This window comes from Pseudovibrio sp. WM33, assembly GCF_001623165.1.
Taxonomy (GTDB): Bacteria; Pseudomonadota; Alphaproteobacteria; order Rhizobiales; family Stappiaceae; genus Pseudovibrio.
This window is the reverse complement of the sequence record NZ_LMCK01000111.1, coordinates 132-25,546: the sequence shown is the minus strand read 5'-3', so window position 1 is coordinate 25,546 and position 25,415 is coordinate 132. Positions and strand designations below refer to the sequence as shown.

General features: G+C 51.1%; 28 protein-coding genes. 18 read left to right on the top strand and 10 right to left on the bottom strand.

Annotated features, from left to right (window positions below):
- Nucleotide 1 precedes the first annotated feature (1 nt).
- The 4 genes from nqrF to PsWM33_RS20210 all read left to right on the top strand — a co-directional run bounded on the left by nqrF (nucleotide 2) and on the right by PsWM33_RS20210 (nucleotide 3,669).
- The gene (gene nqrF / locus PsWM33_RS20225; protein ID WP_063290459.1) at nucleotides 2-1,225 is read left to right on the top strand and encodes an NADH:ubiquinone reductase (Na(+)-transporting) subunit F; all 1,224 of its coding nucleotides are present in this window, start codon (nucleotides 2-4) and stop codon (nucleotides 1,223-1,225) included.
- 197 nt (nucleotides 1,226-1,422) lie between these two features.
- A complete protein-coding gene (locus PsWM33_RS20220) occupies nucleotides 1,423-2,049 on the top strand; it encodes a hypothetical protein (RefSeq protein ID WP_063301435.1) in 627 nt (208 codons plus the stop codon).
- Between the two features lie 82 nt (nucleotides 2,050-2,131).
- On the top strand, nucleotides 2,132-2,905 hold the full coding sequence (locus tag PsWM33_RS20215) for a nuclear transport factor 2 family protein (RefSeq protein ID WP_153039979.1): 774 nt from the start codon (nucleotides 2,132-2,134) through the stop codon (nucleotides 2,903-2,905).
- 206 nt (nucleotides 2,906-3,111) lie between these two features.
- Nucleotides 3,112-3,669 carry a cysteine hydrolase family protein gene (locus PsWM33_RS20210; RefSeq protein ID WP_063301433.1) on the top strand — a complete coding sequence of 186 codons (558 nt, stop codon included), beginning with the start codon at nucleotides 3,112-3,114 and terminating at the stop codon, nucleotides 3,667-3,669.
- On the opposite strand, the gene PsWM33_RS20205 is transcribed toward PsWM33_RS20210, so the two are convergent.
- Nucleotides 3,666-4,601: a GlxA family transcriptional regulator gene (locus tag PsWM33_RS20205; RefSeq protein ID WP_063301432.1), complete on the bottom strand. Its 936-nt coding sequence runs from the start codon at nucleotides 4,599-4,601 to the stop codon at nucleotides 3,666-3,668. The genes PsWM33_RS20210 and PsWM33_RS20205 overlap by 4 nt on opposite strands.
- A 100-nt stretch (nucleotides 4,602-4,701) precedes the next feature.
- Between PsWM33_RS20205 and PsWM33_RS20200 the strand changes: the two genes are divergently transcribed.
- From PsWM33_RS20200 to PsWM33_RS20185, 4 genes are all read left to right on the top strand, one after another.
- Nucleotides 4,702-5,250, top strand: a complete 549-nt coding sequence (locus PsWM33_RS20200) for a cysteine hydrolase family protein (protein ID WP_063301441.1) — start codon at nucleotides 4,702-4,704, stop codon at nucleotides 5,248-5,250.
- A 158-nt stretch (nucleotides 5,251-5,408) separates the two neighbouring features.
- Nucleotides 5,409-5,969 (top strand): cysteine hydrolase family protein, encoded by a 561-nt coding sequence (locus PsWM33_RS20195; protein ID WP_063301431.1) that lies wholly within the window; start codon nucleotides 5,409-5,411, stop codon nucleotides 5,967-5,969.
- Nucleotides 5,970-6,003: 34 nt separating this feature from the next.
- Nucleotides 6,004-6,552: a cysteine hydrolase family protein gene (locus PsWM33_RS20190; RefSeq protein ID WP_063301430.1), complete on the top strand. Its 549-nt coding sequence runs from the start codon at nucleotides 6,004-6,006 to the stop codon at nucleotides 6,550-6,552.
- 147 nt (nucleotides 6,553-6,699) lie between these two features.
- Nucleotides 6,700-7,260, top strand: coding sequence for an isochorismatase family protein (locus tag PsWM33_RS20185; RefSeq protein ID WP_063301429.1), 561 nt, complete (start codon nucleotides 6,700-6,702; stop codon nucleotides 7,258-7,260).
- A 23-nt stretch (nucleotides 7,261-7,283) separates the two neighbouring features.
- On the opposite strand, the gene PsWM33_RS20180 is transcribed toward PsWM33_RS20185, so the two are convergent.
- The 7 genes from PsWM33_RS20180 to PsWM33_RS20150 form a co-directional block, all read right to left on the bottom strand.
- Nucleotides 7,284-8,528, bottom strand: coding sequence for an MFS transporter (locus tag PsWM33_RS20180; protein WP_063301428.1), 1,245 nt, complete (start codon nucleotides 8,526-8,528; stop codon nucleotides 7,284-7,286).
- 107 nt (nucleotides 8,529-8,635) lie between these two features.
- Complete coding sequence (locus tag PsWM33_RS20175; protein WP_063301427.1) at nucleotides 8,636-9,421, bottom strand: enoyl-CoA hydratase-related protein; 786 nt, start codon at nucleotides 9,419-9,421, stop codon at nucleotides 8,636-8,638.
- A complete protein-coding gene (locus PsWM33_RS20170; RefSeq protein WP_063301426.1) occupies nucleotides 9,418-10,281 on the bottom strand; it encodes a hydroxymethylglutaryl-CoA lyase in 864 nt (287 codons plus the stop codon). Before PsWM33_RS20170 ends, PsWM33_RS20175 begins: the two co-directional genes overlap by 4 nt.
- 6 nt (nucleotides 10,282-10,287) lie before the next feature.
- On the bottom strand, nucleotides 10,288-11,919 hold the full coding sequence (locus tag PsWM33_RS20165; protein ID WP_063301425.1) for an acyl-CoA synthetase: 1,632 nt from the start codon (nucleotides 11,917-11,919) through the stop codon (nucleotides 10,288-10,290).
- Nucleotides 11,920-11,922: 3 nt separating this feature from the next.
- Nucleotides 11,923-13,911, bottom strand: coding sequence for an acetyl/propionyl/methylcrotonyl-CoA carboxylase subunit alpha (locus tag PsWM33_RS20160; RefSeq protein ID WP_063301424.1), 1,989 nt, complete (start codon nucleotides 13,909-13,911; stop codon nucleotides 11,923-11,925).
- 10 nt (nucleotides 13,912-13,921) lie between these two features.
- A complete protein-coding gene (locus tag PsWM33_RS20155) occupies nucleotides 13,922-15,529 on the bottom strand; it encodes a carboxyl transferase domain-containing protein (RefSeq protein ID WP_063290447.1) in 1,608 nt (535 codons plus the stop codon).
- The gene (locus PsWM33_RS20150) at nucleotides 15,529-16,677 is read right to left on the bottom strand and encodes an isovaleryl-CoA dehydrogenase (RefSeq protein WP_193757840.1); all 1,149 of its coding nucleotides are present in this window, start codon (nucleotides 16,675-16,677) and stop codon (nucleotides 15,529-15,531) included. The genes PsWM33_RS20155 and PsWM33_RS20150 overlap by 1 nt, the downstream gene beginning before the upstream one ends.
- A gap of 248 nt (nucleotides 16,678-16,925) precedes the next feature.
- Here PsWM33_RS20150 and PsWM33_RS20145 point away from each other — a divergent pair, with 248 nt between their 5' ends.
- Both PsWM33_RS20145 and plsY read left to right on the top strand, forming a co-directional pair.
- A complete protein-coding gene (locus PsWM33_RS20145) occupies nucleotides 16,926-17,516 on the top strand; it encodes a TetR/AcrR family transcriptional regulator (protein ID WP_063301423.1) in 591 nt (196 codons plus the stop codon).
- An 11-nt stretch (nucleotides 17,517-17,527) separates the two neighbouring features.
- On the top strand, nucleotides 17,528-18,151 hold the full coding sequence (gene plsY / locus PsWM33_RS20140) for a glycerol-3-phosphate 1-O-acyltransferase PlsY (protein ID WP_063301422.1): 624 nt from the start codon (nucleotides 17,528-17,530) through the stop codon (nucleotides 18,149-18,151).
- Between the two features lie 12 nt (nucleotides 18,152-18,163).
- On the opposite strand, the gene PsWM33_RS20135 is transcribed toward plsY, so the two are convergent.
- The gene (locus PsWM33_RS20135) at nucleotides 18,164-18,619 is read right to left on the bottom strand and encodes an Lrp/AsnC family transcriptional regulator (protein WP_063301421.1); all 456 of its coding nucleotides are present in this window, start codon (nucleotides 18,617-18,619) and stop codon (nucleotides 18,164-18,166) included.
- Nucleotides 18,620-18,733: 114 nt separating this feature from the next.
- On the opposite strand from PsWM33_RS20135, the gene PsWM33_RS20130 reads away from it, so the two are divergent.
- Nucleotides 18,734-19,585 (top strand): PhzF family phenazine biosynthesis protein, encoded by an 852-nt coding sequence (locus PsWM33_RS20130; protein WP_082827086.1) that lies wholly within the window; start codon nucleotides 18,734-18,736, stop codon nucleotides 19,583-19,585.
- Between the two features lie 70 nt (nucleotides 19,586-19,655).
- Here PsWM33_RS20130 and PsWM33_RS20125 read toward each other — a convergent pair whose 3' ends face one another.
- Nucleotides 19,656-20,066: an OsmC family protein gene (locus tag PsWM33_RS20125; protein ID WP_063301420.1), complete on the bottom strand. Its 411-nt coding sequence runs from the start codon at nucleotides 20,064-20,066 to the stop codon at nucleotides 19,656-19,658.
- Nucleotides 20,067-20,301: 235 nt separating this feature from the next.
- Between PsWM33_RS20125 and PsWM33_RS20120 the strand changes: the two genes are divergently transcribed.
- From PsWM33_RS20120 to PsWM33_RS20090, 7 genes are all read left to right on the top strand, one after another.
- A complete protein-coding gene (locus PsWM33_RS20120; RefSeq protein ID WP_082827085.1) occupies nucleotides 20,302-21,006 on the top strand; it encodes a response regulator transcription factor in 705 nt (234 codons plus the stop codon).
- Nucleotides 20,996-22,318 (top strand): sensor histidine kinase, encoded by a 1,323-nt coding sequence (locus PsWM33_RS20115; RefSeq protein WP_208994667.1) that lies wholly within the window; start codon nucleotides 20,996-20,998, stop codon nucleotides 22,316-22,318. The genes PsWM33_RS20120 and PsWM33_RS20115 overlap by 11 nt, the downstream gene beginning before the upstream one ends.
- A 186-nt stretch (nucleotides 22,319-22,504) precedes the next feature.
- On the top strand, nucleotides 22,505-23,650 hold the full coding sequence (locus PsWM33_RS20110) for a helix-turn-helix transcriptional regulator (RefSeq protein ID WP_063301419.1): 1,146 nt from the start codon (nucleotides 22,505-22,507) through the stop codon (nucleotides 23,648-23,650).
- Between the two features lie 34 nt (nucleotides 23,651-23,684).
- The gene (locus PsWM33_RS20105; RefSeq protein WP_063291505.1) at nucleotides 23,685-23,879 is read left to right on the top strand and encodes a helix-turn-helix domain-containing protein; all 195 of its coding nucleotides are present in this window, start codon (nucleotides 23,685-23,687) and stop codon (nucleotides 23,877-23,879) included.
- Nucleotides 23,880-23,890: 11 nt separating this feature from the next.
- Nucleotides 23,891-24,427: an adenylate kinase gene (locus tag PsWM33_RS20100; protein ID WP_063291506.1), complete on the top strand. Its 537-nt coding sequence runs from the start codon at nucleotides 23,891-23,893 to the stop codon at nucleotides 24,425-24,427.
- Nucleotides 24,428-24,652: 225 nt separating this feature from the next.
- On the top strand, nucleotides 24,653-25,036 hold the full coding sequence (locus PsWM33_RS20095; RefSeq protein WP_063291507.1) for a hypothetical protein: 384 nt from the start codon (nucleotides 24,653-24,655) through the stop codon (nucleotides 25,034-25,036).
- A 155-nt stretch (nucleotides 25,037-25,191) separates the two neighbouring features.
- Nucleotides 25,192-25,415: transposase (locus tag PsWM33_RS20090; protein ID WP_153039980.1), on the top strand; the 224-nt coding region annotated here is incomplete at its 3' end.

Genomic DNA, 25,415 nt, shown 5'->3' with positions numbered 1-25,415 from the left:
GATGCAAGACTTTACCTGGGGCATTACGCTCTTCACTCTGATCGTGCTTGCGCTGGTGATCGTCATTTTGATGGCACGCAGCAAGCTGGTTGCATCCGGTGATGTTCAGATCAGTATCAATGGTGAGAAGACGCTCTCCGTTCCTGCGGGTGGCAAGCTTCTCAACGTTCTGGCCGATCAGAAAATCTTCGTTCCTTCCGCTTGTGGTGGCGGTGGTACCTGTGCCCAGTGCCGCGTGAAAGTGCACGAGGGTGGCGGTTCTATTTTGGCGACTGAAGAAAGCCATATCACCAAGCGTGAAGCACGCTGCGGTGACCGTCTTTCCTGTCAGGTTGCTGTGAAACAGGACATGAAGATCGAAGTGCCTGAAGAAGTGTTCGGCGTGAAAAAGTGGGAGTGTACTGTTCGCTCCAACGAGAACGTTGCAACCTTCATTAAGTCGCTGGTTCTGGACCTGCCTGAAGGCGAAGACGTGAACTTCCGTGCTGGTGGTTACATTCAGATTGAAGCCCCTGCGCACAAGCTGAAGTACACTGACTTCCATATTGAAGAGCAGTACCGCGGAGACTGGGACAAGTTCAATCTCTGGCAGTATGAGTCCATCGTGGATGAGCCAGTTGAACGCGCTTACTCCATGGCAAACTACCCGGACGAAAAAGGCATGATCATGCTGAACGTTCGTGTGGCGTCGCCGCCTCCGGGCACTCAGGGTATTCCTGCCGGTAAGATGTCCTCCTTCATCTTCAACCTGAAGCCGGGTGACAAGGTGACGATTTCCGGTCCGTTTGGTGAGTTCTTTGCTCGCGAAACCGACAAGGAAATGGTGTTCATCGGTGGTGGTGCTGGTATGGCGCCTATGCGCTCGCACATCTTCGATCAGTTGAAGCGTCTTGAGAACCGCGATCGTAAGATCACTTTCTGGTACGGTGCACGTTCCAAGAAAGAGATGTTCTTTGTTGAGGACTTCGACCAGCTGGCGAAAGAATTCCCGAACTTCACATGGCATGTGGCGCTTTCTGATCCGCAGCCAGATGATGACTGGGACGGTTACACCGGGTTCATTCACAACGTGCTCTACAACGAGTACCTGAAGGACCACGCTGCGCCAGAAGACTGCGAGTACTACATGTGTGGTCCTCCAATCATGAACCAATCCGTGATCAACATGCTGGTTGATATGGGCGTGGAACGTGAAGACATCATGCTGGACGACTTCGGCGGCTAAACGCTGAGAACATTGCAAGAATTGAGAGACCCGGTGTCGAGAGGCGCCGGGTTTTTTTTATTCTCATGGAACTTAATGATGTCAGACTTATAGAGGCCTAGAAAAGGCTCATTTACAAAGTGCATTTAGTGTTCACTTGACTAAACCTAAAATTGCATGTGTTTATGCGCACTGTTTTCAGAGTGAGGAATTTATGCATGCCAAGTGCTAGGCCTTTGTGGCGAATTGAAAAAACGGCAGTCACATATGGGATCGTGTATATCTTGCTCTATTTGAGCATTTGGCTGGCTTTACATTACACTCAAAAGCTGTTTGGTGTTGCAATCAGAGCTAATAGCCTTCCTACGATTTTGTTGGTGATTTCAGGTATTATTATCGGATTTGATCTGTTTCGTTCAAACCATCAAAAAATCAAAACTAAGGACTTGTGTAAGTTGGCATTAGCTTGTTCAGCATGTGCTTACTTGTCTGTTCTAGTTTTTAAGGAAGCTACCGACAGTACCATTCTTCTTCATATTATTGAGCAGTATGTAAGTAATAGTGGTCTTGTTGGAAATGGCTTTGATTTCGCGGGATTTGAGCGAGAACTATTGATCGTTAGTCCTCTTAGTCAAACCCCTTTGGACTTCATAGCGCGTTTTATATTTGGTTTGGTTGCCGTACTGTTTTCTGGATTTGGGATTGATTTATCTGTCTCTTTTGGGTTGATGTTATTGCTATTGCTATTGCTATTGCTTCATTTTTTAGGCATGGCATTTTGTGCCGCTTTGGGGTTGGTTGTAGGTCAATGGTTTGCTGTAAAGCACGTAAAAACAGCGAGCTAATTTTTGATTGAGGATGCTTGGCTAGTGATTGTGGGTCGTTCGCAGATTAGTTTGTGCATGCATTACAATTTTGGATTTAAAAATGTTTTATCTTCAAGGTGTTACTAAGTTTATTGCGTCCTATGTCTTTATGCTCGTAGTTATCTTTACCTTCAATTTGATGGTCATTCAGTTCGTCGATGAGACGTTGTCGTTTTGGAAATCTGCATGGTCAATGGGCATGGTTGCAGGTTTTTTGCTTGGCTTCAAAATAAATGAAGATCTGAATGCCAAGCCAAATGTAAGACTTCTAATGCAATTGGGCGTTCTGTGCTTTGTTGGTTTATCAACGTTGCAAGGTTTTGTTAGCTACCTTGGGTCATCCAATTTGCTTGAGATGCAAGCTGCTAAAAATCTTCGTGTAGACTTTGACGCCAATTGGGTGATCCCACAGTTTGGGTTAATCCTACTTGGCTTGTGGTTAGGTGTTTGGTTCAATGAGAAGTTTGGAGCTGACCGATTACTTAGCTTGTCGTCGTGCGAAGCATTACTTTTACCTTTTGAAAACCAACTTCTCGACCCAACGGTTCGTGGATCGAGGAAGCAACTTGAGTTGCTGCTGCACGCAGACTTCATTGAGATTGGTGCGAGTGGTCGGATGTATGATCGTGCGCAGGTCCTCGCTGAGCTTCCGAGCGAGGCGACGGATTATCCGGTCAGAACAATTGAGAATTTTCGCTTGCGTAAGTTAAGCGAAAATCTCGTTCAGGTGTTTTACAGCATTGTTGAGAATGAGACACAGCGGACATCTATTTGGAAACTTGAAGGTGAGCAGTGGTCTATGATTTATCATCAAGGCACACGCAGAGCGTCATAGCTAGTCGTTTACCCTCCGAGTTTTCTAAAATCCGACTGTTTGTGTGCGCGTCACCTAAATACTTTGGCTCCTAGTATGCAGCTGGTAAATTTTTCCTAGGGTCTGCTCTGTTCAAGAGTTCCTACAAAGCAGGCTCTCAGGCTTGTTAGGCGTTTCCCATGTGAAGCTGAACCAGTCCAGCAGGGATGCGCTGTAGAGGGTTGGGTATGACGCATAACACTGCTTTGCTCATCATCGCGTGCCAGAACGATCATTTTCCAGGTGGCAAGTTTGAATTGCCTAAGCAAATGGAAGCTGCCGGGAATATTGTTGAGCTTTTGAAAGACGCCAGAGAGCACCACGAGTTCGTAATACACATCAAGCATGTCTACAAAGATCCAAAATCGCCTTACATGGCAGAAGGGTCTTTTGGTGCTGAGATCAACAAGATGGTTTGGCCGAAAGCTGATGAGGCGGTCGTAATCAAATACAACTTTAATGCTTTGGAGGGGACGAACCTGCGAGCGTTGCTGACAGACCATAAGATAGATGATCTGGTGATCTGCGGTTCCATGACCCAGTACTGTATTGTTGAAACAGCACGAGCGACCTTAGACCTCGGATATCCGGTTACTGTTGTTTACGATGCCTGCGCTGCGAGCTGTATGGAGTTCCGTGGGCGTGAAGTGTCCGTGGATGATGTGCAGGCCTCAATTATGGCTTCTCTCATCTTTTCCAACGCGGCGGTTGTTTCGACGGATGAGTTTTTGACCCAGCCGCATTAAGTTGCTGAGCTTTGATATCCGAATTTTTGGCGATACTGACCAGGGCTGAGGCCTGTGGTTTTGATGAACACGCGGCGGCAAGCTGTTGGGTCCTCGTAGCCGACTTCCCATGCGATCTCGTTGAAAGACCGTTTGGTCTGCTCCAACTGCTGGCGTGCTTCGGTTATGCGGAGTTGCTGTAAATAGGTGTTTGGTGTGTGCCCTGTGGCGACTTCAAACCGTCTTTGGAAAGTCCGTCCTGTCAGTCCGGCTTTTTCTGCCATTTCGGGTACTGTCAGTTTTTGCTTATAGGTGGTCTGAAGCCAATGTTGGGCTTTCAAAATAGCCTGATCACCGTGTGTGAAGTTAGGATAGAAACGGCTGTAGTTTTTCTGTTCTCTCCCGGCTGGGTCGATGAGAAATCTGCGGGAGACTTCGAGCATGGTTGTGTGATCGATGAAGTGGTCAATCAGCCTGAGGCCCAGATCGGTCCATGCCATGATGCCGCCTGCGGTGATGATGTCGCATTCGTCGACGATCATTTTGTCAGTATCGAGCTGTACCAAAGGGTATTTCTTTGCAAAATCCTCAGTGATTGCCCAATGGGTTGTGGCAGGCCTGTTGTCGAGGATGCCTGTTTCGGCGAGCAGCATTGCGCCGACGCAGATTGAGCAGAGAATTGCACCATGCTCATGTTGATGTTTGAGCCATTGGACGAGTGCTGGTGAGACGGTCGGGTGATCATCGACCAGACAGGGAGGCAGGATAATCGCCGAGAAGGTAGTGGCTCCGATTGAGCTGATCTGATTTTCGTGAAGCACGGTTGCCTCAATGCTGCTGGCATTGCTTTTGCTGGCAGCGTGGAACATATCGATTAGCCCATAAACCGCTGAGAGTTGTGCGCCGGTGTAGGATAGGATGCCGATAGGATGATGTGTCTCTGATCTGATCATATGGCAATTATAGCATGTTTTATGTCGTATATGCCAATCGAGCTGATTGGAGGTGTTGATTAGGTTTGTTGCCGACAAGAGCAAATCTATGGAGGCACAAATGTCTAAATCCGCACTGGTTATTGTTGACGTTCAGAACGACTATTTCCCCGGTGGCGCCTGGGAGCTGGATGGGCAGGTTGAAGCTGCTCAGAATGTAAAGCGTTTGTTGGAAGACAGCCGTAGCAAGAAAACTCCGATCATTCACATTCAGCATGTGGTTGAAGCAGGTAATGCACTGTTCTTCAACGCAGGCACCGAAGGTGTTAAAATTCATGATGATGTGTTGCCTCAGGATGGTGAGCCGCTCGTAACCAAGCAGTTTGCAAATAGCTTTCTGGAAACCAATCTGAAAGAATTGCTGGATGAGCAGGGCATTGAGCATCTGGTCGTCGTTGGCTCTATGTCTCACAACTGCATTGATGCGACAGTTCGTGCCGCGGTTGATTTGGGATACACAGCAACCATTATTGGTGATGCTTGTGCGACATTGGATATGGAACACAACGGCGAGACTATTCCTGCGAAATACGTGCATGGCGCGTTTATGGCATCCCTGGCCTTTGCGTATGGCAAAGTTGTCAGCACAGATGAATATCTGGCTGCATAACTCAGGCTTTTACTGCTTTCAGAAGCCGGCTCCTGAGGCCGGCTTCTGATCAGGGATAGCTCGGGATTTTATAAAATCTGCTTTTTAAAATCCGGCATGCTTAAACGTGTTGGCCTTATTGTTTGCTCAAATAAGACCAATAGGACTGAGGTGTGCTTATGCCTAAAAGGGCCCTGATCATTATCGACTGCCAGAACGATTATTTTCCCGGTGGTAGCTGTCCTTTAGCAGGGCAGGTGGAAGCAGGAAAAAATATTGCCCGTCTTCTTGAGATGGTGCGAGACAACGACGAAAACGTCATCCACCTTCAACACATGTACAAAGATAAAACAGAGCCTTATCTGGTTGAGGGATCGCCAGGGGTGGAGATTAACGAGTGTGCAAGGCCCATGAACGGGGAGCCCGTTGTCGTTAAAAACTACATGAATGGCTATAAGGACACCAACCTGCAGCAGATCCTTGTTGAGGCTGGTATTGATGAGATCGTCATGTGTGGTTCTATGAGCCAGAACTGCGTGAATGCGACTGCGCGTCAGACCCTTGATCTGGGTTATCCGCTGACCATCATCTACGATGCGTGCGCCACAGAGGATCTTGAGTTCAATGGCGTAACCGTCCCAGCTGATCATGTTCACACTGCTATGATGGCGTCTTTAAGATTTGCGCATAGCAACGTGATTTCTACCGATGAATTCCTGCATTCGTTGAATGGAGCATAATCGACGTTTTGGATGAACAACCTCCTGAGGGGATATGGCCAAGAAAGCTCTAATCATCATTGATTGCCAAAACGACTTCTTCCCGGGGGGGAAGTGTGAACTCGAGGGCCAGGTTGAATCTGCTGCGAACATTCAGCGTTTGCTTAAGAGCGCTCGTGATAACGACGATTGCATTGTCCATATCCAGCATTTCTTTAAAGATAAGTATGCTCCGTTCCTTGTTGAGGGAACCATCGGGGCACAGCTGCATGATAGTTGCAGCCCCGCTGAGGGGGAGCATGTGGTGGTCAAGTATTCCGCCAACAGTTACCTGAACACGAACCTTCAGCAGATTTTAGAGGATGTGGGTGTTGTGGAAATCGTGATCTGCGGGGGCATGTCTCATATGTGCATTGATGCGGCAGCGCGTGCGACTGTTGATCTTGGTTATCCTATCACCGTTATCTACGACGCTTGTGCAACTTGCGACCTTGAGTTTGAAGGGGAAGTTGTTCCTGCGAAATATGTTCAAGGGGCGATAATGGCTGCGCTTTCGTTTGCATATGGCAAGGTTATCTCAACTGAAGAGTATTTGTGCAACTGAGTTGGGCATGCTGTGTGGGCCTTTATCAGGTCTGGTGTTTACTCCTAGGTTTTATGAAAAATGCGGGTTTTTCTAGCTGAGTTCTGTCAATTGATATCTATTAGACTATTACAGAGTTGGTCTGTCACGTGAGGTGTTGAGCGTAAGATGACGAGAACGGCGTTGCTGATAATTGACTGTCAGAACGACTTCTTTCCCGGTGGGAAATGTGAGTTGGAAGGGCAGTTCGAGGCTGCGGGGAACATTCAGATGTTGCTGACAAATGCGCGCGTTCAGGATCAAACTATCGTTCACATCCAACATCATTTTAAAGAGAAAGACGCTCCGTTTACGGTCGAAGGCACGATTGGTGCTGAAATTCACGATATGGCGAAACCGTTGCCGAATGAACCGATTGTGACGAAATATACGTCCAACATTTTCCTCAATAACAACCTGAAGCAAATCCTGGATGATGAGAATGTTGAGGATCTGGTTATCTGCGGTTCAATGAGCAAGGATTGCATCGCAGCTGCAGCGCATGCCACGACAGAACTCGGGTATCCGATTACGATCATTTATGATGCGTGTGCGACGCGGGAACCGGGGTCCTGTGATACGTCTTCCCAGCAAGAGTTTGTGCAAGCAGCGATTATGGCTTCGCTGTCGTTCATTTGCAGCAATATTGTCTCCACAAATGAATATCTGCAGAGACATTCTCTGGCGTAGGTTTGGACTTTAGGTGTTTGATATCAGCTAAGGATATTGATCTTTTTCAGACCAACCCAGAATGGACCAATGGCAAGCAGCATGAATGATGCGGCCAGCAGGAATGGTGCGCCCGGATAGTAAAGCTCTGCACTGTCTGCTGTGAAGCTGGTGAACAGCTGTGTCATCATCAAGGTGGAAAGCACAAGCGTGAGTCCGATGATGCTTGTCAGCGCACCTTGCAGACGGCCCTGCTCGTCTTGTGAGACGTGATGGCTCATGAGGGCGATCATGGCAGGTGGGATCATTGCGCCAAGCGCTGCTGGTGGCAGGAGCAGAATGACTGTGAGTGTGTTTGGCGCGAATGCGAAGCCTAGCAATGCGATTACAGCGAAGAAAAAGCCGTAAAGCACGGTTTTCGCTTCGCCTTTGCGCGGAATAATCCAGCGAATAAGGCCACCTTTGACGCTGGAGAAGCCAATGCCGATGATGGCGAGCGAAAGGCCTACCTGAGCGGTGGTCCAGTGGAAGGCTTCGATCGTGTAGTAAGGCCAGATTGCCGGATACACGAAGTTTGCCATTTCAAACAGGAAGAGCGCAATGAAGAGCCACACCAGAATAGGGGACTGGGCAATATCCATGGCTGCGCCAACAGGGTTTGCTCTGCGCCAGTGAATAGCCTTTCTCGCCGATTTTGGTAGGGTTTCCGGCATGTAGAACAGGCCGTAAGCGAAGGTCATCGCAATCAGAACTGCGGAGATGTAGAAGGGTACACGGACGCCGAAGAGGGCAAGTGTTCCGCCCATAACCGGACCGATGACAAAGCCAAATCCGATGGCGGCGCCAACCATGCCAAAGCGGGTGGCACGTTTGCCGTTATGCGATATGTCGGAGACAGCTGCATAGGCGGTGGCGTAAGTTGCGCTGGCAACTCCAGCCAAGAGCCTGCCAATGAACAGCACCCAGAGCGAACCTGCGAAGGTCATGATCAGGTAGTCGACTGTCAGGACAGCAAGAGAAAGCAACAGGATTGGACGGCGGCCAAAACGATCGGATATAGCACCGACGGCAGGGCCGAAGAGGAACTGCATGGCAGCGTAACTTGCTGCAATGTATCCGCCCCAGAGAGCTGCGTCTGCGATGGTGGTTTGGCTGAGTTCTGCGACCAGTTCCGGGGTCACCGGAATGATCAATCCGGCACCAATCGCGTTCAGCAAAACAGTCCCTGCAATGAAGACAAGGGTATGAAAGTCCTGTTTTGACCTGATGGATTGTAGTGCCAGCAGCATTCTTTTCTCGTTTTTCGCTAAATGCTATGTAACAAAGCGATCCAGCAAGTAAAGAAAAAACTCAGCATTTGTGCATATGCCGCAGGTCAAAAAAACAGGTTGAAGAACTATTTACGCCACGGCGGTGTTTCTTTAGCAAAGAATGCAGAAATTCCGTCCTGTGCTTCAGTGGTTTCCCATCTGTCCGCTAGGGCATTTGCTGTGTAGTCAATCTGATCTTCTGCAGGCATGCGAGCCAAATTCTGGCAAAGAGCTTTTGCGTCGGCTACGGCACCCGGTGCGCAGTTCAAATAAGCTTCTGCCTCTTTCTGTGTTACTGCATGCAGGTCTTCTGGTGTTGTCACTAATGAGACGAGGCCAAGGTGATGTGCTCTTTCCGCGCCAAACGGGCGGGCATTCATGAAGACTTGTCGAGCGTGACCTTCGCCCAGACGACGTACAACATAAGTGCCGATGGTTGCCGGGATCAGGCCGAGGCGGGTCTCAGTCAACGCGAACTTGGTGTTGTCTGCAGCAACCACCAGATCACAGACGCTGAGTATGCCAACTCCGCCACCGTAAGCAGGACCATGAACACGAGCGATCAGAGGCTTCTTCATGTTGTCGAGGCGTTTCAGCATACCTGCCAGTCGATTGGCTTCCTGCATTTTGCCAATGCGGTCTTTCTCTGCCTGCGCTTGCATCCACTTGAGATCGCCGCCAGCACAGAAGGTTTCGCCGTCCGCTGCCAGAATGATTGCACGGGTCTGCTCGCAGTCGTCCAGCTCTTCAGCTGCTGCAACCAGTTCATCCATCATCTCGGCATTCATTGCATTGTGCTTTTCAGCGCGTGCCAGCAAGAGTGTGGTGATGCCGTTGTCTGCTTTTTCGATGCGAAGGTTCTGATAGGTCATGCCGCCGCCTCCTCTTTGATGGAGAGAATAAACTCTTGCGTTTGTTCCAGCTTCTCAATGTCGAGGCCGGTGTCGTAGTCCAGCAATTTTGCCATTTTTGCGACGGCCAGTGTGCTGACGTTGCCTTTGGCACCCGGTGCATACGGACAACCGCCGAGACCGCCGATGGCTGAATCGAACGTGCGCAGGCCCATTTTGATGCTGGACATGATATTGGCCAGAGCCAGGTCTTTGGTGTCGTGGAAATGGCCTGCGAGTTGCTCTGCTGGGATGACTTTCAGAACGGCCTCCAACATTGCTTCTGTGGTTTCCGGAGTGGCTGCGCCAATAGTGTCGCCGAAGGAAACCTCGTAGCAGCCCATCTGCAGCAGACGTTCTGAGACCATTGCTACGTTTTGGGCTGGTGTTGGGCCATCGTATGGGCACTCAACGATGCAGGAGACGTAACCGCGGACCGGAAGGCCGTCAGCTTTTGCAGCTTCCACGATTGGAGCGAAGCGTTCGAAGCTCTCTTCAATGGAACAGTTGATGTTCTTTTGAGAGAAGCCTTCGGATGCGGACGCGAAGATCGCAACTTCATCAGCTCCAGATGCTTTGGCGCGCTCGTAGCCTTTGATGTTTGGTGTCAGCGCTGTGTAGGCAATGCCGGGTTTGCGTGTGATGCCTGCAAAGACTTCCGCAGCATCTGCCATTTGCGGCACCCATTTGGGTGAGACAAAGCTGGAAGTTTCGATCTTCTCAAACCCGCACTCGGAAAGGCGGTTGATCAGTTCGATCTTGTTTGCTGTCGGGATCAGCGTTTTTTCATTTTGCAAGCCGTCGCGTGGGCCCATCTCAAAAATGTTTAGTTTCTTGCTCATCGCTTATCAAACCTCCTCGTCGATAGCGCGGGCACGAAGTTCTCTGCGGATAACCTTTCCGGTTGTTGTCATTGGCAGGGCTTCGACAAATTCCAGTTCACGTGGATATTCATGCGCAGCTAATCGCTGTTTCACAAAATCAGAAAGTTCCTTGGCCAGTTCATCGGATGGCTCAACACCTTCCTTCAGCACAATGTAGGCTTTGACGATCTCGGTGCGCAGCTTGTCTGGCTTGCCGATGACACCTGCCATGGCAACTGTGTCGTGTTTCAGCAGGCAGTCTTCAATCTCGCCGGGGCCGATGCGGTAGCCAGATGAAGTGATGACATCATCATCGCGGCCAACAAACTGGATCCAGCCGTCTTTATCCATCACTCCTTTGTCGCCGGTGACGAGGAAGTCGCCAGAGAATTTCTTTTTCGTGGCTTCCAGATTGTTCCAGTATTGGAGGAACATGACAGGGTTTGGTGCACGAACGCCGATGTTGCCAAGCTGACCAGCTTCGAGAACGGTGCCTTTGTCGTCCACGATTTGCACATCAAAGCCCGGCACGGCTTTGCCGGTGACGCCGGGGCGGGTTTCCATCAATTCTGCGCAGGTGGAGACAACGAGGTTGCACTCGGTCTGGCCATAGAACTCGCTGATTGCCAGGCCGAACGTGTCTTGGCCCCATTGGATCAGCTCTGCGCCAAGGGCTTCGCCCCCACTGCCGAGGGAGCGGAGGGAATAGTTCCAGCGATCCTTCGGGTTCTCTACCTGCCGCATCATCTTCAGCGCGGTTGGCGGGATGAAGGCGTTGCGGATCTTCTGGTCCTGCATCAACTGAAAGGCTGCTTCGCCGCTGAACTTCTTGAAACGGCAAGCCACGACTGGAATGCCGTGGTGCAAGCTTGGCAAGAGTACGTCAATCAGACCACCGATCCATGCCCAGTCGGCAGGAGTCCAAAAGCGGTCACCGTCCTTCGGGAACATGTTGTGCGGCATCTCTACACCGGGTAGATGGCCGAGCAGCGTGCGGTGCGCGTGCAGAGCGCCTTTGGGCTGTCCGGTGGTGCCGGAGGTGTAGATGATGATGGCAGGGTCTTCGGCTTTGGTCTTCACTGGTGTGAAGTCTTCGCTCTGCCCTGCCATTTCAGGATGGAGTGAGCGGGTGCCGAAGTCTGTGCCTTCGATGTTCAGGATCAGTTCAAGCTCTGGCAGGCTGTCGCGGATCTTTTCAAGCTTCTCAGCACCTGCATTGTTGGTGATGAGAGCTTTCGCACCAGAGTTCTCTAGCCGATATTCCAGTGCTTCTTCGCCAAACAGCGAGAAGAGCGGAATGGAGATGCCACCAAGCTTGTGAATTGCAATATGGGAGAAGGCTGTTTCAGGGGCCTGTGGCAGTAGGATGCCGACGCGGTCACCTTGGCTGATGCCTTGAGACAGGAGTAGATTGGCCAGCTGGTTACTCAGCTTTTTCAAGTCACCAAACGTGTAGGTGGTTGTCGGCCCGTCTTCTTCAGCGAAGATGAGTGCTTCGCGGGCGGCGTCTTTGTCCGCCCACTTGTCACAGATATCTACGCCAATGTTGAAGAACTCCGGGATGTCCCACTGAAACTTTTCTCGGAGCTCCTCGTAAGATTTCGCAGATGGCAACAACGGTTATTCCTCCTCCTCAAGCGTGAGGAGTATAACGCCTTCTTCCACCTGGTCACCCGCAGATGCCATCACTTCAGCCACAACGCCGTCACGCGGTGCTTTGAGAGAGTGTTCCATCTTCATGGCTTCGGTCACGATCAACGTATCGCCTTCAGAAACCTCGTCACCCGGCTTACAGTTTACAGCACGCACAAGGCCCGGCATTGGCGATGTGATGGCGTTGCCTGAGGCCGCACTGTCATCCTGCTCTGCCAGATGATCCGGCAGATCGAAACGCCATGTGACACCGTCGGAGAACAATGTGAGACTGGTGTCTTCTGCGAAGAAGTCAGCTGAGGTGATTTGACCGGCAAAATCCACGCGCATGTGGTTGTTGTCTACGGAGAGGATCTGCAAATTGAAGGTTTCATCATCAATAGCAATGGTCAGGCTGCCATCATGATGGCGGTTTGCCACAACTTCGGTGACTTCATCGCGCCATGACAGATGCGCAATCTGCTGGGCTGCTGTCCAATGACGCCAACCTGTGAGGCTCACCCACGGATCGTTATGGACCAGTGCAGTTTCAGTTGCAAAGCCGAGCTCGATGAGAGCAGCCATTGCGAAAGCGTGCTTGGTTGGAGCTGTCGGCTTGGTGAGAGCTTCCAGTTCACGGTCGATAAGGCCCGTGTCCATCTCACCCTTTGCAAAGCCTTTGTGGTTACACAGGCGATGCAGGAATGTGATGTTGGTGGTGCAGCCAACTGCCTGGCTTTTTTCCAAAGCCAGAGACATTTTCGCCAAAGCAGCTTCACGGGTTTCACCGTGGCAGATCACCTTTGCGATCATTGGATCGTAGTAAGGGGTGATCGTATCGCCTTTGCGTACGCCGCTGTCGATGCGGGCGAACAATTCCGGCAGTTTCAACTCGTTCAGCGTTCCGGTTGCTGGCAGGAAGCCTGCCTCAGCATCTTCTGCGTAGATACGCGCTTCGAATGCATGGCCGAAGATGGTGAGTTCGTCCTGCATCAGAGGCAATTCACCACCCGCAGCGACGGAGAGCTGCCAGTTGACCAAGTCCTGCCCGGTGATGGCTTCTGTGACTGGATGTTCTACCTGAAGACGTGTGTTCATTTCCATGAACCAGAAGCGGTCAGAGCGGAGACCTTCTGAGCCATCAACAATGAACTCAACCGTACCAGCGCCTTCATACCCCACGGCCTGAGCTGCTTTAACGGCAGCATTACCCATGGCGTTGCGCATCTCTTCGGTCATGCCGGGGGCAGGGGCTTCTTCTATCACCTTTTGGTGGCGACGCTGCAAGGAGCAGTCGCGCTCAAACAAGTGAACCGCGTTGCCATGCCCATCACAGAAGACCTGCACCTCGATGTGGCGCGGTGACAAGATGTACTTCTCGATGAGGACGCGTGGGTCGCCGAAGCTTGACTGACCTTCGCGCTGAGCGCCTTCCAGAGCTTCAAAGAAGTCTGCCGGATCATCAACACGGCGCATGCCTTTGCCGCCGCCGCCTGCACGGGCTTTGATGAGGACCGGATAGCCGATCTTGTCGGATTCAGCTTTTAAGAACTCAGCGTCCTGGTTGCTGCCATGATAGCCCGGCACGACTGGAACGCCGGATTCTTCCATGAGCTTCTTCGCGGCATCTTTCAGGCCCATAGCGCGGATTGCGTCCGCGGGTGGGCCGATGAAGACAAGGCCAGCTGCTTCTACCGCTTCCACGAACTCCGGGTTTTCCGATAGGAAACCGTAGCCCGGATGGATGGCGTCTGCGCCGCTGGTTTTTGCAGCGTTGAGCAGCTCAGGGATATTGAGGTAGCTCTCTGCCACTGGTGCAGGGCCAAGGCGGTAAGCCTCGTCAGCCATTTGCACGTGACGGGCATCGCGATCTGCGTCTGAATAGACTGCAACCACTTTGATGCCGAGGGCTTTGGCGGATTTTGCAACACGGCAAGCAATCTCACCACGGTTCGCAATAAGGATTTTCTTGAACATACCGAGCCCCTTACATGCGGAAGACGCCGAAGGGCGTGTCTTCGATTGGTGCGTTGAGGCTTGCTGCGATGGACAGTGCCAGGACGTCACGGGTTTTGCGTGGGTCGACAATGCCGTCATCCCAGAGGCGTGCGGAGGCGTAGAGCGGGTGCCCTTGCTCTTCAAACTGATCAATGATCGGCTGTTTGAAGGTTGCTTCCTCTTCAGCAGACCAAGTTCCGCCTTTGCGCTCGATGCCGTCACGGCGCACTGTTGCCAGCACACCTGCTGCCTGAGGGCCGCCCATGACGGAGATACGGGAGCTTGGCCATGTCCAGAGCATGCGTGGTGAGTAGGCGCGGCCACACATGCCGTAGTTGCCAGCGCCGAAGGAACCACCAATAAGCATGGTGATTTTTGGAACTTTTGCGCAGGCTACGGCTGTTACCAGTTTAGCGCCGTCTTTTGCGATGCCGCCTGCCTCATACTTTTGCCCGACCATGAAGCCGGTGATGTTTTGCAGGAAGACCAGCGGGATTTTACGCTGACAGCACAGTTCAACGAAGTGCGCGCCTTTGAGGGCTGCTTCTGAGAACAAGATGCCGTTGTTGGCAATGATGCCGACAGGCATACCGTGGATGTGTGCAAAGCCGGTGACAAGGGTGGTGCCATAGCGGGCTTTGAACTCGTCAAAGCGAGAGCCGTCTACCACACGGGCGATGACTTCGCGCACATCATATGGTGTTTTCAGGTCTGCCGGGACAACGCCGAGGATTTCTTCCGGATCGTAAAGCGGATCTTCCGGCGTTTGCAGCAGAAGTTGGTCTGGCTTGCGACGATTGAGATTGGACACGGCCTGACGGGCCAGCGCCAACGCATGAGCGTCGTCACGGGCCAAGTGGTCTGCCACACCGGAGAGGCGGGTGTGAACATCCCCACCGCCCAAGTCTTCAGCAGAAACCACTTCGCCCGTGGCGGCTTTCACCAGTGGAGGACCGGCGAGGAAAATGGTGCCTTGCTCTTTCACGATGATGGTCTCATCACACATGGCTGGCACGTATGCGCCGCCAGCGGTACAGGAGCCCATGACCACCGCGATTTGCGGAATGCCTTTTGCAGACATGTTGGCTTGATTGTAGAAGATGCGGCCAAAGTGTTCTTTGTCCGGGAACACCTCATCCTGCTGAGGCAGGTTAGCGCCGCCGGAGTCCACCAAGTAAATGCATGTGAGATTGTTCTCCATGGCAATTTCTTGGGCGCGGAGGTGCTTCTTGACCGTCAGCGGATAATAGGTGCCGCCTTTTACCGTGGCATCGTTGGCCACGATCATACATTCGATGCCGTTGACCCGACCGATGCCGGTGACGATGCCTGCTGAAGGCGAGGCGCCCTCATACATGTTGTGGGCGGCAAACTGGCCGACTTCCAGAAACGGAGAACCCGGGTCGATCAAACGGGCAACACGCTCACGCGGGAGGATCTTGCCACGGGACACGTGCCGTTCGCGAGGGCCTTCGCCCCCACCCAACAGAGCTTGCTGGCTTGCGGTGCGGACCTCATCCATTGCGGCGAGGTGCAGTGTGCGGTTGTTTTTATAGCTTTCCGAACCCGTTGCAGCCTGAGACTTGATGACAGCCATTACTTGGTTTCCTGGAAGAGCTCACGACCAATCAGCATGCGGCGGATTTCTGAGGTGCCTGCGCCGATTTCATAGAGTTTTGCATCACGCAGCAGGCGACCGGTTGGGTACTCGTTGATGTAGCCATTGCCGCCGAGAGACTGGATTGCTTCCAGTGCCAGTTTGGTTGCGTTTTCTGCGGAATAGAGGATACAGCCAGCGGAGTCCTTACGGGTGGTTTCACCGCGGTCACACGCATTTGCGACGGCGTACACGTAGGACCGGGAGGCGTTCATCAGAGTGTACATGTCTGCGAGTTTGCCCTGCATCAGCTGGAATTCACCGATGGCTTTGCCGAACTGTTTGCGCTCGTGGATGTAAGGCACGACGATGTCCATGGCTGCTGCCATGATGCCGAGCGGACCACCGGAAAGGACAACGCGCTCGTAGTCCAGGCCGGACATCAGCACGTTTACACCGCGGCCTTCTTCACCAAGGACGTTTTCATATGGGACTTCGCAGTCTTCAAAGACCAGCTCACACGTGTTGGAGCCGCGCATGCCGAGCTTGTCCAGCTTTTGCGCCGTGGAGAAGCCCTTCATGCCTTTTTCGATGATGAAAGCTGTCATGCCTTTGGGGCCAGCATCCGGATCAGTCTTTGCGTAGACCACCAGAGTGGAGGCGTCAGGGCCGTTTGTGATCCACATTTTGTTGCCGTTGAGCACGTAGCGGTCATTGCGCTTTTCAGCGCGCAACTTCATGGAAACAACATCGGAGCCTGCGCCGGGCTCGGACATGGCCAGAGAGCCGACATGCTCGCCAGAGCAAAGCTTTGGCAGGTACTTTGCTTTTTGCTCAGCAGTACCATGACGGTTGATCTGGTTTACGCAGAGGTTAGAATGTGCGCCGTAGGACAGGCCAACAGATGCGGAGGCGCGGGAGATTTCCTCAACCGCAACAACGTGGGCGAGATAGCCCATGCCAGTACCACCGTATTCTGGGTCGGCTGTCATGCCAAGTACACCAAGGTCCCCCATCTCTTTCCAGAGATCATTGGGGAACTCGTTGGTTTCATCGATCTCAGCGGCGCGCGGCGCTAGCTTGTCTTGTGCCCAACGGCGAATGGTTTCGCGCAGAGCGTCAATATCTTCACCAAGACCAAAATTCATTACAGCGTCAAACACGGCGCTTCCTCCTGCTACCGAAGCTCTGCGATCCACGCTCTTTATCGAGCTTCCCAGTGGATCGTAAATTAATTAAACGAACGTTCGTTTGATTAATAGCAGGGGCTCAGCTACTATGCAATAACCCTTAGGGCGCATTTCCTGTTGCGTATTCTTTCCCGAAAACTGCTAGGCATCGCTCGGGTATGCGCTGAAACATTGCGTCTCCTGATTGATTGGAAAAGGTTTAGACCGTGGCACGAACCAAAGGCTCCGTTGGCGCAGATACAAAAACCGCGATTTACGCAGCAGCGAAAAAGCTGATTGAAGCCAAGGGCTTTGAGGCGATGACGCTTCGCCAACTTGCTGCGGAGGTGGGCGTGCAGCCGGGATCGGTCTATCGTTATGTTGAGAGCAAGGACGAGCTGCTTCAGGCGCTGATGAACCAGCATATGATCAGCCTGATTGAGAACTGGGAGAAGCTGGAGGGCAAGGGCGATGATCCCGTTTCCCGTCTCAAGGCGTTCGTTGCGTTCCACATTCGCTACCACATTGAGCGCCGTGCAGACGTTGTGATTGCGAATCTGGAATTGCGTTCACTTGGTGAGGACCATCGTGCTGACGTGGTGACCAAGCGTAGCCAGTACGAGGCCAATCTGCGGCGCATTCTTGCTGATGGTGTGCAGGCGGGTGTGTTTCCCACTGTGGATTTGGAAGTTGCCGCCTTTGCCATCATCGCCATGCTGACCGGCGTTTGCTTCTGGTATCGCCCTGACGGACGCCTTAGTATCGATGAGATTATCGAGGTGCACCAGAAACTGGTGCTACAGGGCGTTGTGGGCTAGGGGCTATTCCTGTGATTGATCTGATTAAGCTTTTTGCAGCTCTTGGGGTGGGGTATTTGCTGGGCAGCATCAGCACGGCAGTGCTGGTTGGGAAGATGTACGGCAAGGATATCCGCGAGCATGGGAGTAAATCTGCCGGGCTCACCAATACACTGCGCGTGCTTGGCAAACCTGCTGCGCTGTTTGTGCTTTTCGGAGATATCCTTAAAGGCATCGTTGCTTGTCTGGTGGGTCTGTATCTGGGTGTATACGCTGGTTCAGGTGTTACGGTGGACAGTGTGAGCATGTTGCTTGCCGGGGCTGGGGCGATAGTTGGCCACAACTGGCCGGTCTTTTTTGGCTTCAGAGGCGGCAAAGGTGTGCTGACGGCTGCTGCTGTGCTGTTTATGCTGGATCCGATTATCGCGCTAAGCTGCCTTGGGTCTTTTGTGCTCATTGTTGCTGCGACCCGCTATGTTTCTCTGGGTTCCATCTGCGCCACGCTGCTGTTCGTAGTGCTTTCCTTCATCCCGATGTTTGGTCACACAATCTACTTTCAGATCTTCGCACTGGCGATGGCATCCATGGTGGTTGCCAAGCACCGCGCGAATATCGGCAGACTGCTCTCCGGTACTGAGAATAAGCTGAGGTTCTAGCCTTAGCTGTGCTCACCGCAGCGGAACCATGCGGTTCTTGATCGGGGAAGCTTTGACGATGGACGTGTTGGTCATTGCTTTTTCGTGGAGTGGGTCGAGGAGGTCGTCGAGTTCTCTGACGTCTTTTAGGTAGATGCGGGTGACGAAGCAGTCTTCTCCGGTGACTTTATCGCAGGAGGTGAAGCGGGGCTCGTTTAGGATGAGCTGTTCCACCACATGCAGATTACCAGGGCTTGGTTTGACGCGCACGATTGCTTCCAGAGTGTAGCCGAGTGCCTTAGGATTTATCTCGACTGTAAAGCCTGTGATGATGCTGTCCTGCTCCAGCTTGCGAACACGCTCTGTGGTGCTGGGGGCGGAGAGGCCGATGCGGCTCGCCAGCTCGCTGATGGATATGCGGGCGTCGCGCTCCAGAATCTCTAGGATTTTGCAGGCGGTTTCGTCCAGTTGTGTTATCTCTTTAGGCACTTCTGTTCGCTCGCTTTAAAATGTGAGGGTATTTCGTGTAATTTGACTTTCTTTTTCTATATAGCATGAGGCCATTGCTGGCTATTTTTTCAGTCATGACGATTGGAGGTTCTCATGCAGACAGATCTATTGGCGCTTCAACATATCTCGGCATTTTCTCATGGTGACGAAGGTGGTAACCCAGCAGGTGTGCTGGTGGGTGAGACGATGCTTCCTGATGCGCAAATGCAGTCTATTGCGGCTGATCTTGGGTATTCCGAGACCGTGTTTGCGGTGCCTCTTGCAGGTGAAGATGGGTATCGGGTGCGGTATTTTTCGCCAGAAAATGAAGTGCCGTTTTGTGGGCATGCGACCATTGCGCTGGGCGCGGTTCTGGCTCAGCAGCATGGCCGGAAAACACATCGCCTTGAGCTAAATGAAGCTGTGATCTCAGTGGAAAGCTGGCAGGAGAACGGGCAGCTGCAAGCCGCTCTGCAATCTCCGCAGACCAAGAGTGTGGGTTTGGAAGACGAGGTGAAAGCTGAGCTGCTTGAACTACTTGGCTTGAATGAAGGGGATCTGAACCTTCGTATCCCACCAGCTCGCATTCATGGTGGTGCAGATCACTTGGTGCTTGCTTTGAGTGACAGAGCCAAGTTGGCTGGAATGGCTTACGATCTGGAAGCTATGAAGCAGTTTATGCTTGGACAGGAGCTTGTGACGATCATGCTGGTTTATGTGCGTGGACTGCAAGAGTTTGATGTGCGCAATGCGTTTGCCTCAGCTGGGGTGTTTGAAGACCCTGCCACGGGTGCAGCTGCTGCGGCGTTTTCCGGTTATCTGCGGGATATTGGCTGGGCGCATGGCGGTGAAATCCACATCGTGCAGGGCGAGGATATGGGATCGAAGTCCTTTATTACCGCTCATATTCCATCTGAAGCAGGTGCTTCTGTGCGCATTTCAGGTACTGCACGGCGAATGGGTTGATGCTTTTATTGATTGATTTGGAGTTTCTCAGCCCGAGGCAGATCTGTCTCGGGTTTCTTACTGAAAAAAGTTAGATGAGCGTGAAGCTGATCTTTGCGTTTAGTGTGTTGGAAACCGTACATATCTCTTTGGCGGCTTTGATCAGGGCCTCTGCTCTTTCGCGGTCCTCAAACTCTGGGAGAGCGAATTCCAGATGGAAGCTGCCAAAGCGGTGAGGCAGAGTAGATGCCTTCTCAGCGTTTACGGTGATGTAGACATTTCCGAGTGAGACCTTCTGTTGCCTGGCTACCATCTCCAAAGAGATAGCCATACAGGACCCAAGGGCAGACATGATCAGGTCTGAGGGGGCCGAGAACTCATCGGAGTCTCCGTAGCCTGCCAAGTATTGATGACCGGACTCATTGGTCATCCAGAACTGTCCATACTCATGCGACGCGACCGTCAGCGGGCCATAGGACTTGGGTTTTATTTTTATCGGCATGCTAAGGTCTCAAGAGTTTTCGGAGTTTGCAGTTGGTCTGGCATGTATACGAGTAACTCGCGGCTTACGTAAATATCCGGCATAGGTGAAAAATACGGCAGCGTTCACTCGTTGGTTATTGGGCTTGCTCTACAGGAATATGTTGTAAACACAATGTGGGCGGGTGTGAGGCACATTCTGCTACAGTATGGATGTGTTCAATTAGCAGAATTGATTGGCGAGTTTGGCAGGTAGAATGATGGCAACAAATGAGACTGAAAACCTGCTTGCACTGCTGGTTGAAGATGACCTGGATTTGGCTGGAACGATTGCTGATGTGTTGAAAATCCACGGCATTAGTTGCGATCACGCTTACAATGGTGAGGCGGGTCTTGAGTTTGCGCGGCAGGGTTATTTTGACGTTATCATTCTTGATCTGACATTGCCTAAGATGGATGGTCTTACAGTTTGTGAAACGCTGCGCCGGGAAGGTATTGACCGCCCTGTTTTGATGCTGACTGCGCGTGATGAACTTTCTGACAAGTTGGCTGGATTTGAAGCCGGGACGGATGACTATCTGGTCAAACCCTTTGCGTTTGAGGAGCTGGTTGTGAGGCTGCGAGCGCTTTCCGGACGGCGGAGCGCGAAGGCGAAGCTGTTTGAGGTTGCTGATCTGCAGGTGGATTTTGCCCGGAATATTGCAAAGCGTGGAGATCGTGTTTTGCGCCTTTCTCCGACGGCCTGGAAGATCCTGGGTATTTTGAGCAAACATAGCCCAGCTTCGGTGAGCCGAGAGCAATTGGAGCGTGGGCTGTGGGGGGATGAGCCGCCAGAGAGCAACAGCCTTAATGTGCACTTGTACAAACTTCGCCAGCAAATCCAACGCCCTGCCGAATCTGAAATTATCTGCCGAGATGCAAACGGGGGTTATAGCCTGAGGGAGAAAGTGGATGGTGAGTAAGAAAGCAGCCAGAGTGCGCGGACGCAGCATATTTCGTGAACTTGGTATCGCTTTCTTTCTGGGCGTTATTCTGCTGTTGCTGGTCTACACGTTTTTACTGCCAATCTTCTTTGTAGCTGGCTCAGATGAGAGCATCATCTACCTACTTGAGGATCTGGGCGAAAGTTACGAGGAGGCCGTAAAGGCAAATCCTGAAGCTCCGCTGCCAGAGACCTACCTTATTCAGAGTGCCTTTTCGCTTGAAGCGCTGCCTGCTGAAATGTCTCGTCGTTTCAAAGAGGAGCCATTGGAGCCGCTGGAGCTGTACTACGATGATGAAGATCGAGGCTGTGATGCTGAGGGAAATTGTAAGGAGACCTATTATCTCTATCTGTACATCTATCCGCTGGAAGATGGCCGCAACCTTTACATCACGCTTGAGAGTACAGAAGAGTATCTGGAGGGCTCCGAGGAGGATCAGGTGGTCCTTCTTGCCTTTGCAATTGTAGGGATCGTCAATCTACTCGCCACCTTTGTGAGTGCGCGCATTTTATCTAAGCGGTTGATCCGGCCGATCCAGAATCTGGAAAATTGGGCTCAGTCATTGAATGCTGAGAATGTGGGTGAGACACCGCCCAACTTCAGGTTCCGCGAATTGAATAATCTCGCTGTGAAGCTCACATACACTGTGTCCCGTATTTCTGAATTTGTTGAACGTGAACAGACTTTCCTGCGCTATGCGAGCCATGAGTTGCGGACGCCGATTACGGTGATTGCCGGCAATATTGCGCTGCTGAAGAGCCAGGAAAGTGGTTCTGAGGATACTGTGCCCGTGGAGCGTATTCAGCGGGCTAATTTGAACATGCGCATCATTGTAGAGACTTTGCTTTGGCTGGGCAGGGAAAGCTCTGCACCGCCGCGAGTTGAGAAGCTCGTGCCAGCAAAGCTAATTGTAGGGTGCATTGAAGAACTGTCTTATCTGAAGGGCAATAAACCGCTCACAGAAGTGCTGGACTTGAGTGAGGATGAGGCCGAGCTGCCTAAAGCACCTTTGCTGATCCTGTTTGGCAATCTGATCCGTAACGCGTTTCAACATGCCCAAAAGGGTGAGATCAAAATTAGTTATCAAAATGGGGTCTTTGAGATTGAAAACCCCGTTTCAGCTGGCACCAAAGCGGATGCCACCTCTGTTTATGAGGAAAGCTTCGGCTTCGGTCTTTCACTTTGCGAACGTATAGCACGGCGGATGGGTTGGGATTTTACTCTTGAAGAACAGCAGGATGCCATCATCACGCGTCTGGTTTTGAGACCTGCTGATACTGGTAGAGAGTAGTTTCAATTATTTGTATTTGTCATGAATAACTAAGATTCTTCATGACATTCCAAGGGTATTTCTGGTTTGAACCTTCCATTTATGGCGGTTCAAAGAAAATATTCTTCAATTTTATTGATATCTGAAAATTTTACTATTTAATTTACGTAGAGACAGAAGGGGTGTTTGTCCGATTCGGGTGGGGTGATGCAAAGCGTACACGATGAAATGGTCCAGCGGCTTTATGCTAATATTGCTCTTGGTAAGGATATTGGGCAGGCGTTTGAGCCTATGGCATCGTCCTTTAGTGAAACCATGCTCTGTTACAAGATCGTCTCACTCAATTCACTTGAATATCAGCATATGGCTTTCCTCAATACAAAAGAGGATATGGAAGCAAAAATGCTTGCTGCGGGCCAGAGCAATCCATTGCCCCGGTTCGCTAAATTTGCTCCATTAAATGCCTTAATTCATACCGAGGATTTCATCAGCCAAGATGAAATCCGGGATACTGATTTTTTTGATCTGGTCTTCAGCGATTATGGAGTGTTTGATCGCTTACGTGGTTTTATGATCCACCGTCAGGGGATGGATGCGGCCATGGTTTCTGTAGCGGTGCAATCTGATTTTGATGGTCCTGATGCAATGCAGCTTGATAAAACTCTTGAAACAGTCAGGCCTCATTTTCAAAATGCGTTTTCGGTTGCATTGCATCTTGAACAAAGACGCGGTTTGACAGATGCCTATTCCTTCTGGCTGGATCGTATTCCAAGTGCAGCGTTTATTCTGGATCAAGGGCATCACGTTGCTTTTGCCAACAAGCAGGCGGAGGTATTTTTCAGTTCCAGTCAGAGTTTCTTTGTTGATCGTCGTGGAGAGGTTTCTTCACGGCATAATGAGCATCGAAAGTTGTTTGAGGATGCGATTTTACGGTGCCGGACTTCTGGTAAGCCTCTAGGACCGTTGGTCCTGAATGGTGAGGCGGCGCCCAATCCGTTCTTTGTTGTGATGCCTATCAATGTGCTTTCAGAGACGCCTGCTTATCTGGCGCCCTTTGTACGCGGGCCACAGCCACTCCTTTGCATGATAATGGATCCGGGTGATCAACCCTTGGCGGAGTTGGACAACCTTCAACGTTATTTTGGGGTTTCCAAACGTGAGGCTGAGTTGCTCCAGTATCTGGTTCGTGGGGCATCTGTGGGTGAGACCTCTCACGCTCTGGAGATCAGCTACAACACTGCACGCAATCATATGGCGCGAATTGCCGACAAGGTTTCTGTAAATTCTCAAAGTGAGTTGGTTCGACTTGTAAGCGACCTGGCTGCAAGGGTGCCGCGACAGAACGTGAGATGACTGTTTCTGAGGATTTGAATGGTGTTCAGATGTAGTGTTTCCTGAACTGTGTCTTGTTGTTGACTTGTCTATGCGGGAGACAGCTGACAAAATGCATATCAGCTACAATACTGCGCGCAATCATATGGCACGAATAACGGAAAAGGCTGGCTTTGGGTCTCAAAGTGAGCTTGTTCGCATTGCCAGTGATTTTGCTGCGCGAGTTCCATCCTCATTGTCTAAGCAATAAAGGTTCTTGCATTGCATAAACGTATTTATGTCTTCGGAGCTTCATGCGCAGGTTCGACCACGCTTGGCCATCGACTTGCTCATGCTCTTCCAGTTCCTCATGTGGATTCTGATGATTACTTTTGGGAGCAAACAGAACCACCCTTCGCAGTAAAACAGCCTCAAGAAGAGCGGGTTGCGCTCATGAAACCAGCGATGGGCGAAGGTGGTTGGGTTTTGAGTGGAGCTTGTGAGGGCTGGGCGAAGGAGCTTGTCTCTCAAAGCACGCTTGTTGTTTTCATCAGTGTACCGCAAGACGAGCGCTTGCAGCGATTGAAAAAACGAGAAATGGAACGTTTTGGGGATCGTATTCTTGAAGGTGGCGACATGTTTGAGACGCACGAGGCTTTCTTTCAGTGGGCATCGCAGTATGAGCAACCCGACTTTTCTGGCAGGAGCCGGCATAGGCATGAAGCCTGGCTGAAAGAATGCAAAATGCCTGTATTGCGTCTTGATGGAAGATTAGAGCGTGATGATCTGGTTGCAAAAGTACTGCAAACATCTGCATGAGCATTGCATAATCAATAGTTTATGGGCTTTTGTAGATAAAAATAGATTTTATATTCTAAAATGTCACCGCGATTATTTGAATGAATGTAGATTTACGTAAAGGATAGGTGTGAAATTAAAGAGTAGATCTACTTGTGTGTTCAATATGAATATTACATGTGTTTGATTGTGCTTTGTCGATTCTCTAGTTTATATAATTTTGATTTAAATTTTTGGAGAATTGCGATGAAATACATTTGTGTCTTCCTGTTTGTGGTGTTCTCATTCAGCGCAAATGCTGAGTTGATCAGGTCTCAGGTTGCGGCAAACCGTACTGCAAAACTTAACGTTTATAGCTATTACGTTCCTGAAACATGCAGCTCTGCGACCTTACCAAAAGTCTCTTTTGTTAAGAAACCGGAGCATGGTGTCGTTCGTTTTGTGCAGTCCCGATCTGCACTGCCAAAGACAGCCGGCAAATGTGCGGGTAAACAAACGAACGATTTGATCCTGTACTATTCGCCGGATAAAGACTTTCGGGGCACAGATAAGGTCGTGACCAAATTTCGGATGTATTCGGCAGGACGTGTCATATCTGGTGGGAACACATATGAGATCGAAATTAAGTAGCAGTCCGTCTTACTGTCGCATGAGCAACCGTTCGGTTCATCGTTAACCGAGCAGTTTTTTTATGGGTTCAAGCTGTCGTTATAACGGCGTACGGGGATTGAGCCTCCCCCTTTGAAGTGGTCCGCCCTTATAGTTAGGAAAGCGGAGGACCAATGATGGCGATTAAGAGACCTAAGCCAGAAGAGATTGTCGTGAAGTTACGGCAGGTTGAAGTTCTGATAGGGCAAGGTATGGCCCGGATTGATGCGATCAGACAGATCTGTGTGACAGAACAAACCTATTATCGCTGGAAGAAGAAGTACGGCGGGATGGGCACAGAACAGCTGAAGGAACTGAAGCGGTATCAATGCAGGGTCAAATTTCCCCAAAAGTGCTGGAC

What these genes read in the sequence shown, in the direction of transcription:
- PsWM33_RS20175 (WP_063301427.1), bottom strand. Translation starts at nt 9,421, where the DNA reads ATGACCTATCAGAACCTTCGCATCGAAAAAGCAGACAACGGCATCACC.
- PsWM33_RS20220 (WP_063301435.1), top strand. Translation starts at nt 1,423, where the DNA reads ATGCCAAGTGCTAGGCCTTTGTGGCGAATTGAAAAAACGGCAGTCACA.
- PsWM33_RS20170 (WP_063301426.1), bottom strand. Translation starts at nt 10,281, where the DNA reads ATGAGCAAGAAACTAAACATTTTTGAGATGGGCCCACGCGACGGCTTG.
- PsWM33_RS20155 (WP_063290447.1), bottom strand. Translation starts at nt 15,529, where the DNA reads ATGGCTGTCATCAAGTCTCAGGCTGCAACGGGTTCGGAAAGCTATAAA.
- PsWM33_RS20095 (WP_063291507.1), top strand. Translation starts at nt 24,653, where the DNA reads ATGAAATACATTTGTGTCTTCCTGTTTGTGGTGTTCTCATTCAGCGCA.
- PsWM33_RS20180 (WP_063301428.1), bottom strand. Translation starts at nt 8,528, where the DNA reads ATGCTGCTGGCACTACAATCCATCAGGTCAAAACAGGACTTTCATACC.
- nqrF (WP_063290459.1), top strand. Translation starts at nt 2, where the DNA reads ATGCAAGACTTTACCTGGGGCATTACGCTCTTCACTCTGATCGTGCTT.
- PsWM33_RS20115 (WP_208994667.1), top strand. Translation starts at nt 20,996, where the DNA reads ATGGTGAGTAAGAAAGCAGCCAGAGTGCGCGGACGCAGCATATTTCGT.
- PsWM33_RS20120 (WP_082827085.1), top strand. Translation starts at nt 20,302, where the DNA reads ATGATGGCAACAAATGAGACTGAAAACCTGCTTGCACTGCTGGTTGAA.
- PsWM33_RS20195 (WP_063301431.1), top strand. Translation starts at nt 5,409, where the DNA reads ATGCCTAAAAGGGCCCTGATCATTATCGACTGCCAGAACGATTATTTT.
- PsWM33_RS20185 (WP_063301429.1), top strand. Translation starts at nt 6,700, where the DNA reads ATGACGAGAACGGCGTTGCTGATAATTGACTGTCAGAACGACTTCTTT.
- PsWM33_RS20210 (WP_063301433.1), top strand. Translation starts at nt 3,112, where the DNA reads ATGACGCATAACACTGCTTTGCTCATCATCGCGTGCCAGAACGATCAT.
- PsWM33_RS20205 (WP_063301432.1), bottom strand. Translation starts at nt 4,601, where the DNA reads ATGATCAGATCAGAGACACATCATCCTATCGGCATCCTATCCTACACC.
- PsWM33_RS20125 (WP_063301420.1), bottom strand. Translation starts at nt 20,066, where the DNA reads ATGCCGATAAAAATAAAACCCAAGTCCTATGGCCCGCTGACGGTCGCG.
- PsWM33_RS20160 (WP_063301424.1), bottom strand. Translation starts at nt 13,911, where the DNA reads ATGTTCAAGAAAATCCTTATTGCGAACCGTGGTGAGATTGCTTGCCGT.
- PsWM33_RS20110 (WP_063301419.1), top strand. Translation starts at nt 22,505, where the DNA reads ATGCAAAGCGTACACGATGAAATGGTCCAGCGGCTTTATGCTAATATT.
- PsWM33_RS20130 (WP_082827086.1), top strand. Translation starts at nt 18,734, where the DNA reads ATGCAGACAGATCTATTGGCGCTTCAACATATCTCGGCATTTTCTCAT.
- PsWM33_RS20190 (WP_063301430.1), top strand. Translation starts at nt 6,004, where the DNA reads ATGGCCAAGAAAGCTCTAATCATCATTGATTGCCAAAACGACTTCTTC.
- PsWM33_RS20150 (WP_193757840.1), bottom strand. Translation starts at nt 16,677, where the DNA reads ATGAATTTTGGTCTTGGTGAAGATATTGACGCTCTGCGCGAAACCATT.
- PsWM33_RS20200 (WP_063301441.1), top strand. Translation starts at nt 4,702, where the DNA reads ATGTCTAAATCCGCACTGGTTATTGTTGACGTTCAGAACGACTATTTC.
- PsWM33_RS20215 (WP_153039979.1), top strand. Translation starts at nt 2,132, where the DNA reads ATGTTTTATCTTCAAGGTGTTACTAAGTTTATTGCGTCCTATGTCTTT.